We start from the raw sequence: 13,848 nt of genomic DNA, 5'->3' as shown, positions 1-13,848 counted from the left end.
GTACTTTCCAAGTAACACTGTCTTCCCCTTCGTAAAACTGTTTAATTACTCGGTTTCAGAGCTACAAACTGGTAACGCATCTGTAGGTGAGAATTTTAACTCTTGCTAATAACGTAGTACTTAAAGTACTTAAGCTGGTCAACTAACTAAAATGTTAAGGCACGAAGCCCTGTCACTTTAGTGCAGGGTGCTGACCTCGTTCTATTCTCGTTATTTAGTTCAGACCTAGCGACGAGAATATATATATGTATATACCTTTAATTTCTTGAGGTTTGCCTAGCCATCATATCTTGGTGGATTGCGATCGCTTTTCTGACATCTGTTATGTATTCTTGATAAATCGTGGGATTATCTGATGCTGTATCAATTAACAGTTCACCCATTGTATCTCGAGCGAGTTCGTTGATAGAGTCAATTAACAAATTTGGCATTGTAATGTTGTCTTCAGCAATCTTTTTTATTGTAGGACTGGGATTCTCTTGTTCTAGTATAGCTTTTAAAACCTGAATTTCATAATTTGGTAGCCGTTCTACGAATTTCTCCCATTCTTCCGATAAATCTTCTGAATTATCTGCTAAACTATTTACTGGTTCTAAAGAATCCATTAATTCAGAGAAGGGGAAAAACTCTGCTTCTCTGTTTTGCTCATTGTGGTAAAGTGAGGTATCGGAAGTTAAAGTTTCCATTTGTTGGAGCAACTCCCAGACTTGACTTTGTAACTGGTCGCGTTCGTTGAGAAGTAATGAAACTTGACCTTGTAACTGTTCTAGCTCTCGACGTTGTTCCGTAAGTTCCTCATGTAAAGAATTTAAACTTGCTTCTATGTTTTCTCTCTCAGCTTTTTTAGCTGTTAGTAACTGAGATTGCTGTTGTTCTTGCACTTCCATCTCGTGAATTTCAACTCGCAACTCATACAATTTTTCTTCAAGTTGTGGCTTGAGCCTGTTCAGAAGGGTAAGACTACTTTCTAATTCTTGTTTTTGTTGTTGGAGTTCAATCAGCTGATTTTGTAAATTTGTGACCTCAACACGAGACACATTACAATTTAATTCCAAACGGCGCTTTTCTGAATTGAGAGCAGAGAAAGAATGATTTAAATCTGTTTTTGTTTTATCTAGTGTTTGTAGCTGGTTTTGAAGATAATTAAGTTCTGCTTCTAACTTTTGTTTTTCTTGAAAAAAAGAGCTTAACTCTCGATGAAAGCTGTCTCTTTGAGTGCGACGTTCTACAAGCTGATTTTGTAATTTACTTGATTCCGAATATAGTAAAGCATTATGTGCTTCTAGTTGCTTAATTTCTGAAACAATGTGGAATTTTAATCCCTCAAGTTCTTGAATTCTCCTTTGAAGAGAATCTAGAACGAGCATTTCATGATTTCGGCGTCGTTTATCTACAAAAAATGCAGCTATGTAAGTTGCAGGTACAGTGACTAAACCTGTAAGAAAGGCTCTATTAAAATCCCAACTTAGGAAGAGGCTGAGACCAAAACTGACACTGAAAGCAATTATACCTATAATGAACCGATTGCTACTCATACTTGATTGATGACTGCTGATTTTTAACATAGTTAAAGGGGATTGGTCACTGGTCACTGGTCACTGGTCACTGATTTAGATAGTGCCAAATCTGATTTTAAGAAGTCAACAAATTGTCGTGCTGTCCTTCCAGAACGACCATTATGACGGGTCGCCCATTGTAAAGCTTGACGTTCTAATTCCTCCCTATCGATTTCAATTTCGGCTTTTAGTGCTAAATGACGGACAATTTGCAGATAAGTTTTTTGATTGGCTGGTTCAAAAGTCAAAGTTAAACCAAAGCGATCGCTAAAAGAAAGTTTTTCCTGCATAGTATCCCAAGCATGAATTTCGTCATTTTCTTTAGGAGATGGGCGATCGGCAAAAAATTCTCGAATTAAGTGACGGCGGTTTGAGGTGGCATATACAACTGCATTTTGAGGTCTTGCAGTCAAGTTCCCTTCTAATACAACTTTGAGTGCTTTAAAAGCATCATCATCTTCCTCAAAAGAAAGGTCGTCAACAAAGATAATAAATTTTTGTGGTAAACCGCGTAACTGTTCCACGATTTTTGCTAAATCCTTTAATTCAGATTTTGCCACTTCTACCAGGCGTAAGTTCCCCTTGCCATATTCATTTAACAAAGCTTTGATTAGAGAAGATTTTCCCGAACCACGGCTTCCGTACAGTAGTACGTGCAAGGCGACCTGTCCTGATAATAAAAATTCAGTATTTTTTAACAAAGCTTCCTTTTGAGCCTCATAACCAGTCAATTGATTCAAACGAATTGGATCGGGATGGTATATTCCAACAAACTGTCCTGCTTCCCAACGCAAAGCTTGACATTCTGCAAATAAACCAGTACCGGATTTACGATAATATACAGCTAATTCTTCTATTGCGTCAGCCCAATTTTCTAAATGTTGTAGTTTTTCGATTACGGGTAATTCCCGATCTCCCACCGCCTCCTCTGGCTCCACATACCAAACCACTGGTGATATAGGTAGATATGCTCCAGTTTGCACCCATTCGCTTAAAGTCGCGCTACTGCATTGATAAAGACTTTGTAGCGCTTGTAAATCGTGTTCTGCTGCTGCTACCAAAGAATATGGCAAATTCTCGAATTCTTGCTTTTGAGCAAGTTGAGAGAAAGGATTGTCATCTCTAAGGATTTGAGTCACGAGATAATCTTCCCAGTTTTGACCTCTTGCAGCTAAGCATTTGAAGTAACTGCCGTAGGCTTGAAGACAACCTCGCGCATCCGCATCAATATAGCGTATAGCTTGCAACAAATCAAGAAATGCTTTCCCTGCTTCGCTTTGAAGTACAGATTGGTAGAGTAAAAGGGAGGCTGCTTGGCGTTGGAGGAACTGAACCTTTGCAACTACTTGGTTATCCATCAATTGATACCATGTTGGATTTTGGATGAGTGGATTTTGGATTAATAAAGCCTTGATAGAGCTTATTTTCACCCAATTATCTGTAGCACTCTTTTTTCAGATGGTATATTACAGCTGTTTTCCGTTAAATAGACTACACTTATAGGGGCGCGGCGACCTTGCGCCCTTACAAACAGCGTGGTTCATTTAGGTGGAAACTGTAGTAAAGTGATATGAGTTAAGAGTTCTGGTAAATGTTCTGCCAATGCTTGCAGCAAAATCAAAATCTACACAGGTTTTACAATGACTTTAGGTATTGTTGCAGCCCTTGTCTACGGCATTTTAGTCATTCTTGGTGGTATTATTGGCTACTTTAAGAGTAATAGTACGATTTCGCTTGTCAGTGGTATTTTAAGCGGCGTATTATTGCTTCTTGCAGCTTTTGTCCAATTCCAAGGACAAAGTTGGGGCGCGATCCTAGCATCTGGTGTCACTGCTTTTTTAGTCGTTTTCTTCGCATTCCGATTGGCTAAAACGCGCAAGTTTATGCCCGCAGGATTGATGATTATCCTGGGTACATTGGCATTAGCAATCATGGTGAAGCAATTGGCAGTGTTTAAGTAAATTAGGTATTGGATGAGCAATACTAATTTTTTCAACTCTGAAGAATCCCCGACCGTTTACTTATGTCTTATTAAATTCTAAACAACAACAATAGCGTAGCTGATATGAAGATGCATATTATTTTTACCCCTCCTAACCTCCCCTTATAAAGGGGAGGAAAATAAATTTCCTGTTTCCCCCCCTTTATAAGGGGGAGCTACTGCGCCATCGCGGGTTAAGCGACTTGTAGCAAGTGGTGAGTCCACCCTTGTAGGCGGGTTTCCCACGCCCAGAGGAGTGGCGAACCCGTAAGGGCGTGGATTAAGGGGGGTAAGGAGAAATGCCACAGATGGTAGAGTTTTTTCGGGAGCATCTTCATCTGAAAACGGTATTCCATCAGCATTGCTATATGAACCTCAAGCAATTAGCACCTATTTTTGCTATCTATTTGCTGACTTGCCCAATTTGGTTGCATAACTCTGCAAAGGCTCAGCAACAAGATATCAAACTCGTACCCTTTTTTGATAATGAAAACAATCCCGTATCTGTAGACTATCCTGAAAGACAACAGCTAGATATTTCCCCACCAGCACCTCAATTGAATCCATTCGACAAAGCTGTATTAAACGTTTGCGGACTTATAGGTACTAGAGTTAGCCCCAATAAATTTAGGAGTTGCTGTCATATTATCCAGATGTAGTACAAAAACTTCAGCAAGTTACCAATGGTGAATTGCGTTCCGGACGCAAGCAAAAAGCACAATTTATAGAAGATTTAACAGAAATTTGGTTTAAGCGTCGTGGGTTTGAACACATCTTTTGTGGAGAAATATATAACGCTAATGATATCGGTGGTTTACATTTTTACGGCAGATCTTTAGAATTACAAAATCAGGGAATTGGAGGACGCTTTGTTAGCGATAAAACTCGCGAGGAAGTTGTTCTTGGAGTTATATATACATTAGGAGTTGTTATTAAGCAAGGTAACCAAACAGTGACGGACGTTATTAAAGGATATGGTTATCTTAGTAACGCTCAAGAAATGCTTTTAAATGTTACAAAAATCTTTAAGCTTCAAGGAGAAACTGACGGAGCTTGCATATATAATGCACGAGACCAAGAAACTGGAAAAAAGTTCCCTACAGTGTTTGTCAGGAAGGAAAAGGCAATAATCACCTATTACCCCGATGCGACACCAAGTGGTGAAAAATGTAAAGATTCTTAATTGTTCCACCTTTTAACTAAAAGTTAAATCATAGGCAATCAGTAGTTAACTACTCCCTTTCCGCTCTAAAATTACCAAATTTTGTAGGTGGGGCTATGCCCTACAACTGCGAATGTGCGGCATAGCCCTATTTACTTGTTTAGTGCTCATTCGTACATGAGATCTTGGTGCGATCGCTACAAGCTGTTGGAGGGGAGCCTCCTGCCCTTGTTATAAGAGAAAGTGTGAGTTAACCTCGTAAAAATAACTGAGTAATGTAGTAAGTACTGCCAATTCTCCAAACACCTACCCCAGTCTCTCTAAAAATTGGACGTAGAATATTCTCACGGTGTCCGGGGCTTTTCATCCAGCCCTTCACTGCAACTGGTACGGGTTGGGGAATATTTGTACTTTTGAATAAATTTTCACCTACCACCCAGTATATAATTCCTCCCGATTGTGCTCTTTGGGAAAGAGTACTACCATCAGCTCCAGTGTGGCTAAAAAAGTTTTTCTCAGCCATTTGCCGACTGTACCTTCGGGCAACTTGTGCTAACTTTTCATTGTTTTACAAAGGTTTTAGCCCATATTTAACGCGAACTTTATTAATATCTTGCCTAACTGCTGCCTCAATCGTGGCTGTTGCAGAAGTTTGGGCGAGAACAGGAGGTTTTGGAGGTTTGCTAGATGGCACTTCCATTTTAGGTAAGGGAGGCAAATACTCTACAGCCTCCTCACAACCTGTGGTTAAAAATGCTAGTGTTACTCCTACAACCGAAATCACTTGGGTTATCAAGCTTTTGCGCTTGTATTTTATATGAAATTTCGACAACAAATTTCTCCTCTGAATTTGTCCTTCTATAATAAATACAATAATGAAAAATCAACTAGTAACCAATAAAACTAATGAAACAAGTTTCAAAGTTTGAGCAGGTTTTGGAATGTGTTGAGACTTTATCGATTGCAGAACAAAAGGCAGCAGTAGAAGCTATATCTTCGCTGCGGGCGCTCCAATAAAATATTAATTGTATCAGTGACACACGAGCGGGACAAATGACACTAACACAATTCTCGGATGAACTTATAAATACGTGGTTAGAAGATGGTCAATGTATTAGAGAATATTATTCTGAACTGGTTGCAAAGGAGGGACTAAAATCAGCAAGAAGTATCGGAGAAAGAGACGAAGAAAGAGATTTTCGAGTTTTCGAGCTGCTTTTTGAAAAAGTTTCGATTTGGTCTAATTGTTCAATACTGGATGTAGGTTGTGGCAAAGGAGAACTTCTTGATTACTTGTCATTCCGTTTTCCTAATATTAGTTACTCCAATTATCTTGGGATTGATATTGTCCCGACTTTCCTATCGACAAATCAGCAGAAATTTCCCTCACAAGAGTTCAAGTTAGTTAACTTTATCGACCCCTCTTTTGAGCCAGAAAATAAATTTGATATTGTTTTAGCGCTAGGAGTTTTAGTAACAAGAGTGCGACACTACGAATGTTTTGTAGACTATTTTGTGAAGAAAATGGTTAAGTGCGCTAAAAAGTATGTCCTCTTTAATGTCATTTCTTATATCGATCCATCTTCCTCTAATTACTCAGATCCATTGGGAGTTGGGCACTCCACAGTCCTTGACACCAACACTTTACATTCTATCATAGACGGTTTTTGCTGTTACAAGTGGTTAGTAGAACCTTACAACATCTTTTCAGACGCGACTGACCTTTTCGTACAAATACAGTTAGAACGTTGAGCAATGGCAATATCATCTGGCTCACCGATCTACCCAATTGGATGGAGGCGAGCGAGTTCTTTCCGTCCTGCTTCAACGTCCCCCTGTTGTTTAAGATAGTTCTCAACCATAAGTGTCCCAATACTCCTTGGTTAAGCTTAAAAAATAAAAACGTGTAGGTTGGGTTGAGGAACGAAACCCAACATTGTGCCGACTCTGTTGAGTTTCGCACGCGCCTCAACCCAACCTACTAATATTCGAGAGCCCTTGTAGTATTGATAGTAGAGCGATCGCGCCTCGTACATAAAGTAGTATTTTTGTTAATTAATAATTAAACTTTGGGAATTCTAGATACAGTTCAAATTTGAACAAGTAAAGCCATGTCCAGCCATAGTGAATTTCAAGGGTAAGTCTGTAATATCAGATGCACCGATTCTCCCTAATTGCGGAGTCAATTTCTAGTATATTGATGCTTAACTCCAATAGGAAAATATTCAGGGTCGCCTAATGGTGCTAAAGCAACTTGCGGCATTTGGTATTCTAAAGGTACGTAGTTGGCAAATTCGCTATTGAGGCGTTTTAGCTGTTCGAGAATAGAAGATGCGATCGCTTGTTTTTTCTCGTCACTTTCTTCTATACCTGGTGCCAATTCCACAACTACAGATAAGTATCGATTTTTATCTGCATCTTCCTTCACCTGCAACACAAATTTACCTGTCACCCATTCTCTGATAAGGGCTTGCTCTAATCCCACAGTGACATTCTGTGGATAAATATTGGCTCCAAAATATGAAACCGTAAAGTTGGAGCGTCCAAAGACATAAACAAACGGTAGCGAACGAATCCCCCTTCCACCATTTCCTTGCAGTTCTGTAACTGGGTCGAAGCCCCATTTTGCTAAAAACTGGAGCATAGCATCATAAGGAACTATACCTCCATTATCTAATATATTATAACGAACCAGAGGGATGCCGTTGTTTCATGAAAATAACAACGCACCATCTTTCACTTCAAAAAAACGACTGATGGGGTCATATTGTACTAGCGTAGGTAACCGCGATTCACCAAACAAAGCGCGTGCTGCTTCTGGATTATTTGCTAAAAAGCGCCGAATACAAATACTTAAAGGTGTCTCATTGCCCAACACGCCTGCATCAGCCGTACCGTAGAGAGATGCCGAATCATAGCAGAAATTACGAGAACCGAGGCGATCTCCAACTAAACTTCGCCATTCCTCACTAAACACCTCTCCCGCCATAACCAACTTTACCTGATACTGCTGCCACTCAATCCCACGAGCTATGCCAGTATCAATAACATCTTTTAAAAATGGTGGATATCCCAACAAAACAACTTGCTCAAAAGCCGAACCCAGTTCCTGCAAAACTCGCAAAATTTCTTCTTTATTATTACCAGGAGTAATTACAGTAATAGGATAACCTTTGCTTGCAAGATAACGACAGCAATTGGCTGTAAACATACCACCAACCCAGGTTCCCAGAGTGAAACAAATGACAGCAAGAGTAGGTTTGGTATCTGCGGAAAAGCTATCATGAAACACCTGCTCAAAGCGCGTCGCAATTTGCATTTCATCAGAGAAAAACCGAGGCCAAAATGTGGGTTTTCCTGTAGAATCAGAGGAGACAGCCACTATATCGCACGTTTCTAGTTGTCCGTGACGGCATAAGTTAGCTAAAGAATAACGCTGCAAGTAATTTTGTTTTGTCAGTTCTGGAAGGCTTTGGAAATCCTCAACAGTTTGGTATTCATCAGGATTTATCGCGTGTTGTGCCAAGAAATCTTTGTAAGCAGGGACATTACTAGCCACATCGCGAAATAATGCTAAGGCTGCTGCGGAAGCATCCGTGTTGATATGTTGCTGTAGGAGTGAGTCTAAGGGTGTAGTTAAAAACTCTTGAAATGCTGTAATAGCACGTTGCTGTTGTTCTACCTTCATTTCCAACACTCCCCCCACTTTTTATATAGCTACAGATTTAATGGGTCTATTAAGATTATCCCTTAATTGTTGATGAATGCGATCGCCCTCAATCTCCAGAAGCTCAAAACGATACGGTAGAGTTTGAGATCTTTAATCTTCAGTTTCTTCGGTTTCAAACTGCACTTGTCGGTACAAATCGGCGATCGCTATTTCCACATTTATTGATACGAGTGGCAATATCTCGTCTAAATTGTACTCAGACAGTACCCATTTCCCCTGTTCGTTGCGCCGAAACACTTCCACACCTGGTTGAGCTACTTGTGCTAAAACATATTCTTGTAGGGTAGAAGATTGGCGATACTTGGCAAACTTCTTCCCCCGATCGGCTGCTTCCGTTGAAGGTGATAGCACTTCGATAATTAAGCAGGGAAATTGCACCAGTTGTGGATTGATATCGCGCTCATCGCAAGTCACCACCACATCCGGATAAAAATACTTTTGCTCTGATTCTATCTGCACCTTCACATCTACAATGTATACTTCACAGACGCGATCGCGCTCGGCATCATCTAGCAGCCTGAAAAAATTTCCACAAACGCGATTGTGGTTGCGCGTACCACCGCTCATTGCCACAAGTTCGCCATCCCAATACTCGTAGCGTTCCTCTTGGGTTGGTTCCCAAATTAGATATTCCTTTGCACTCATCAAAATGCGATCGCTTAAAGCAACCATCGTTCGCTCCCTTGAATAATTCACTTTTCTAGAATAGCGAAAAAAAGGCGCTCTCTTGAACAATCATATGATTTACACCTGTCGATCGAGCGACTTGTAAATGATATAACCTTAACGATGAACGATACCCAGAAAATGATTCGATTCAGGGTGCAAGAAGTTTTTGGGTGAAAGCAGGTTTATATCCTCCAAATGAAGACCCTCGTCAAACTACTGACCCTGTATAGTAGGACTATTTTCGGAATTTGGTATGACTTGTTCTTGCTCGTTTTCTTGCTCTTTGATTAGACAAAAGCCAAATTGAGAACCTTGAGGAGAAGAGCAACCTGTACCAACCCGAACGAGGCGGTATTCCCTATTAGGATCGCCTGCTGCAAAAAACTGAAGTTTATCTCCTGAAGTTTGCTCTGGTGCAAGATTTACAAACCTCAGATTATTAAGTACCGTTTCTCGTGTCATATTTTTGGGTAGTGCGGCATTCCTAGCCTTGCTATATAGCGTATTTCCAGATATTGCATCAATGAAAGCTTGTGTTGCATCATAACCACCAGTAGTGCGCCAGTTGATACTTCCATTCCATTTAGCTTTTGCTTTTTTCGCATAAGAGGACTTTCCATCATCAAACCAGGGTACATTTAAAATTAAACCCTCAACCGCAGCTCCACCCTGTACTAAGGTGTTAGGACTGTACAGCGCAGTCCCGCCCAGCATATCTTTCAACCTTTGCTGATGCGATAGCTCGGCATTTGCTCTAGCAACAGAGATAGCGACAGAAATTGTTTGTGTACTTGGCAATAAAATAGCAGCTCGCACTCGATCTCGCTCGACACTGCGCTTAATTTCAGCCCGAGCGTCTAGGTTAGAATTCCTGAGGTCAACGGCTTGTCCGACAACCTTCCCTCCCCGTGCGATGAACGCGCTCTCAAAGTCTTGTTTCGCACTTTTGCTATAGACGCTCTTAGAGTCATAGAAAATGACCACTTTGTCTAAGAACAACTTGCTTCTAGCATGCTCAGCCAACTTTTCACCTGCTACCGTGGTAGAAGGAACTGTCCGGAAGAAAACCTTACTTTTTAAAAATGAACTGGTACTAGCAGGAGAAACCATAGCCAACCCAGCTTTTTCATATTCAGGTAATGCAGGAGAACTGGTTTCGCTGGATGTGTGACCAATCACACCTAAAACTGCTGGGTTAGCAACCAACAGTTGGGCAACTCTCCTTGCTATATCTTGATTATCTTTATCGTTAGCAATTACAATTTCCAATAATTGACCATTTAAACCTTTACCATTGTTAGCTGTGTTGAATTGAGTTTGTGCATCCGCCACACCTCGCAACACTTCTTCAGCATCGGTAGCGTTGTTTTCTATCGGCACTGCCACTGCTAATGTGAAAGGAGAACCTTGAGAACTTTTCAGACGGGCTTTTGCATTGTTAAGGTAAATCTGGGGTTCTGGATCGTTAGGAGTACTAGCTACGGCTTTTTCAAAGAACGTCTCTGCTTCTTTATATTTCTTTGACTTGAAAGCGTCAATCCCACGCTCAAGGTCGAAGTTACTTTGAGAACGAAAGAGGATGCTCTCTCCACTGCTAGCTATCGGTGAACAAGCATCGTTTAACTTCAATTGATTGAATGGACAAGATGTGAACTTTTGCCCTAATACAAAACCTCCACTTAAGGTAGCAATCACAACAGCGACGGCAGTAGCCTGTCTCCACTGCTGAGCTCGTATCCCTTCATGTGAAGCCATTTGTTGAGCTTTTTCTTTTTCTTGCTGAGCTTGATTTCTATCGAATTCTTGGCTGGCACGTAGGAATTGATAATCTTGTTCACCTAAACTTTTATCTGCTGACCATTCTAAGACCTCTTTGAGCTTTTGTCCTTTCAACAGCCAAGATCCTTGACGATTGGAATCTAACCAAGCTTTTAAAGCTTGGTTATAAGGACGAACCGTCTCTAGCTGCTTCATAACCCAAGATTGGTTAAAAACATTCTCATAAATGCGGTTGTAAACTCTTAAGGAGTTGTTCTGCTTTACTACCAAACCTGACAACCGCAATTCTATCTGTTCGGGGCTATCATCGGCAGCAATTTCTCCCTGTTGCAAAATTTGCTGATACAGACACAACAAACTAACAGTTCTTGTCTTACTTCCTAAAATGCGATCGCGAATTGTCCCTAAATGTGGAGGTCCATCATGAGCTTCCCAATTCTCAATTATCGAAGAGCGCACCAGGTTATCAATACACTTAGCTTCACCACCTTGTGGAATAGGAGATGGCGAGGTAGCAATAAGTTTACAGAGCTTTTGAGTCAGGAAAGGTTGACCACCCGTCCAAGTCAATACTTCTCTAAATACAGCTGCTCTGTTTCTAGCTCTATCCGTTAATCCTTGCGCTAATAATAAACCATCTTCTAAGATAAACCCATTTAATTCAATTGCTTTACCAATATTAAAAGGCGATCTTTTTTTATCTTTAATTAAATCAGATGGTGTTGCTACTCCTAACAATGCAAAGGTGAGTCGTTCGTATTTTAGATTGTTAGCACGCTTATTATAGCAGGCACGTATAAATGAAAAAAAATCATCTTTGAAGTCTAATTCAAGAACGCGATCGATTTCATCGATAAATATTACTATCTTTTGAGAAAGCTGTACTAACAGTACTTCTTCAATAAAATTATATAACCAGGTCACAGGAGAACGACGCTGACGAGAACTTAACCAAGTTTCTAAGTCAATTGGAAGATTGAATTCCGTACATAGTAGATTAATAAAGCTTCCATACCACTTTTCCGGTTGAGTTCCGGGTTGGCAACCAATCATCATCAGATCGATGTCAGCACAAATGACTCCTTCTGCTTGCAGCCGATGCATAACTTGAACCCGCAAACTAGATTTTCCCATTTGCCGGGAGTTCAGTACATAACAAAACTCTCCAGCTTTCAATGCTTCATAAAGTTCTTCATCAGCTTGCCGTGTCATGTAACTTGGGGCATCAACTGATAGACTTCCCCCAACTTGGTATTTAAACGCTGAATTTGGTGCTGAATTCATTGGGCATCCTTCAAAGGTTCTTTAAAATACGAACGAAAATATAAACGATACAATTCACAGCGCGGTTGCACGCTATTTTCTTGCAATTTCACCAGTCCTAGTTCATATAACTTTAATGCTAAATCTAACTCTAATTTTATGGGGGAATCCGCACTAACTACTTCTTGAAGTTTTCTATTAAGTTCCGGATACTTTTTTAAATTCCATCGATGTTCTTGTAATAAATCACTGTAAATTCTAGCTTCTGTAGAAGCCATCTCTAACAAAGTTTCAAGGTTCTTGTTTTGCCATTTAACATATGTAATAGCTTTCCGAACAAGATAAGGATGTCCTCCAACCATTTCCATTAGCTCTTTAACTTCTCGATTGACATCCCACTTAAGCCCATACCGATCTGCCAAATCTTTCACTTGATCTGAGTTAAATTCTTGTAACTCTATGAGTTCGCCTACATTAAATGGTGAACGGTTTATATCTAGTAGAGTGTATTCTTCGGTATAAGCTAGTATCAACCGCAGTTTTTTCCAGATAACGCTAGTTTTAGCCTTCTCATGCCAGCTTCGCAGTAAACTCAAAAAATCTTTAGCAACTTCAGGAGATTCATAAATGCGCTCTACCTCATCCAAGCCTAACACCAGTTCAAGCTGGTCTTTCTTCAAAAGATAATTCTCAAAATATTTTGTGCATTTACTTTGCTCGTCAAGAAATTGATTGTGCCAGTGTTTATCCTCCAAGGGACTTTCCAAGCCCAACTCCTGAGCAATGTTGATACAGAACCATTGCAAGAATTTATCCAAGCTTCCTAAATTATTAGTCTGTGCTGCTTCTCTGAGTTGCAAAACAACTGCTTTGTAACCAATGTTAGTTGCATGGTTAATTAGTCTAGACATGAGTAAGGTTTTACCCATTTTAGGAGAAGCTTTAATCCTAAGCAGGGCACCAGGTATCAAAATCTGTTCTTGACAGAAAGGTTCTACGGAAGGAGGCACATATTTATTTAAACCGGAAGCCTCCTGGTTCTCTGACTGTATTGGTACATTATCCTTATATGAGAATCGCGACTGCGATCGCTCCACAACCTCTCGAAAATGACTTTTACTAACCCGTTCTCCCAAAGCTTCTGAAAGCAGGTTCCAAAACTTATGACCAACGTCTCCCTTGAGGTAATTAGCCTTATACTGAGAGTCTTCTGCCATTTCGTCGTAGGTTCGACCTTCCCAAGAACCACGAAAAATGGTTAATTCAACATCGTTTAGGTGCCTGCTTTCGCGATCGTAAATCGCTGCATCTACAATCTTGAGTGCCTCTTGAAAATTCATGGTTTTACAAGGTGTCACAATCTATATATTTCAAAGCCTGCTTTTATTTTACTTAATTTTCCATACATTTAAGATTATGCATTAAGTATTATTACTAACGCTTGACTTTTACTGAAAAATTATATTCACTGATACACGCAAACTACAGTACGGGTACGGTCATCACAAAAACCAGGTTTTTTAGATACTGTAGGATGGGCAATGCCCACTTAGCCCTGTCAAGGTGGATAAAAACTTTAGGAAATCAATAGCCCTCTCACCTCTTATCTCTGCGTACTCTGCGTCTCTGTGGTTAAATAAATTATCCCATTAAAACATGATAAAGCATAATTTTTACTTTAACTAAAGTTTATTAACTATCAGCATTT

7 protein-coding genes and 3 pseudogenes are annotated in these 13,848 nt (G+C 40.1%); 3 read left to right on the top strand and 7 right to left on the bottom strand.

Annotation, left to right across the window (positions count from 1 at the left end):
- Positions 1 to 257 precede the first annotated feature (257 nt).
- Both ACKTT2_RS51440 and ACKTT2_RS51435 read right to left on the bottom strand, forming a co-directional pair.
- A complete protein-coding gene (locus tag ACKTT2_RS51440; RefSeq protein WP_407901013.1) occupies positions 258 to 1,535 on the bottom strand; it encodes a tellurite resistance TerB C-terminal domain-containing protein in 1,278 nt (425 codons plus the stop codon).
- Positions 1,536 to 1,588: 53 nt separating this feature from the next.
- Positions 1,589 to 2,914, bottom strand: coding sequence for an ATP-binding protein (locus ACKTT2_RS51435; RefSeq protein ID WP_407900859.1), 1,326 nt, complete (start codon positions 2,912 to 2,914; stop codon positions 1,589 to 1,591).
- Positions 2,915 to 3,196: 282 nt separating this feature from the next.
- Here ACKTT2_RS51435 and ACKTT2_RS51430 point away from each other — a divergent pair, with 282 nt between their 5' ends.
- Both ACKTT2_RS51430 and ACKTT2_RS51425 read left to right on the top strand, forming a co-directional pair.
- Positions 3,197 to 3,517, top strand: a complete 321-nt coding sequence (locus ACKTT2_RS51430; RefSeq protein ID WP_407900858.1) for a TMEM14 family protein — start codon at positions 3,197 to 3,199, stop codon at positions 3,515 to 3,517.
- Between the two features lie 388 nt (positions 3,518 to 3,905).
- Positions 3,906 to 4,720 (top strand): annotated as a pseudogene (locus ACKTT2_RS51425) (EndoU domain-containing protein).
- A gap of 229 nt (positions 4,721 to 4,949) precedes the next feature.
- Here the strand turns inward: ACKTT2_RS51425 and ACKTT2_RS51420 are convergent.
- Positions 4,950 to 5,495 (bottom strand): annotated as a pseudogene (locus tag ACKTT2_RS51420) (CAP domain-containing protein).
- Between the two features lie 257 nt (positions 5,496 to 5,752).
- Between ACKTT2_RS51420 and ACKTT2_RS51415 the strand changes: the two are divergent.
- Positions 5,753 to 6,451, top strand: a complete 699-nt coding sequence (locus ACKTT2_RS51415) for a class I SAM-dependent methyltransferase (protein WP_407900857.1) — start codon at positions 5,753 to 5,755, stop codon at positions 6,449 to 6,451.
- A gap of 430 nt (positions 6,452 to 6,881) precedes the next feature.
- Here the strand turns inward: ACKTT2_RS51415 and ACKTT2_RS51410 are convergent.
- From ACKTT2_RS51410 to ACKTT2_RS51395, 4 genes and pseudogenes are all read right to left on the bottom strand, one after another.
- A pseudogene (locus ACKTT2_RS51410) lies at positions 6,882 to 8,387 on the bottom strand (phenylacetate--CoA ligase family protein).
- Positions 8,388 to 8,519: 132 nt separating this feature from the next.
- Entirely contained in the window at positions 8,520 to 9,101 is a 582-nt protein-coding gene (locus tag ACKTT2_RS51405) for a Uma2 family endonuclease (RefSeq protein ID WP_407900856.1), read from the bottom strand.
- Positions 9,102 to 9,311: 210 nt separating this feature from the next.
- On the bottom strand, positions 9,312 to 12,161 hold the full coding sequence (locus ACKTT2_RS51400) for an AAA-like domain-containing protein (RefSeq protein ID WP_407900855.1): 2,850 nt from the start codon (positions 12,159 to 12,161) through the stop codon (positions 9,312 to 9,314).
- Entirely contained in the window at positions 12,158 to 13,480 is a 1,323-nt protein-coding gene (locus ACKTT2_RS51395) for an AAA-like domain-containing protein (RefSeq protein ID WP_407900854.1), read from the bottom strand. Before ACKTT2_RS51395 ends, ACKTT2_RS51400 begins: the two co-directional genes overlap by 4 nt.
- Positions 13,481 to 13,848: the final 368 nt, after the last annotated feature.

Source organism: Scytonema hankhaensis NUACC26, assembly GCF_045865695.1.
Classification (GTDB): domain Bacteria; phylum Cyanobacteriota; class Cyanobacteriia; order Cyanobacteriales; family Nostocaceae; genus Scytonema.
The sequence above is the reverse complement of the archived record's forward strand: the minus strand, read 5'-3'. Positions and strand labels throughout refer to the sequence as shown.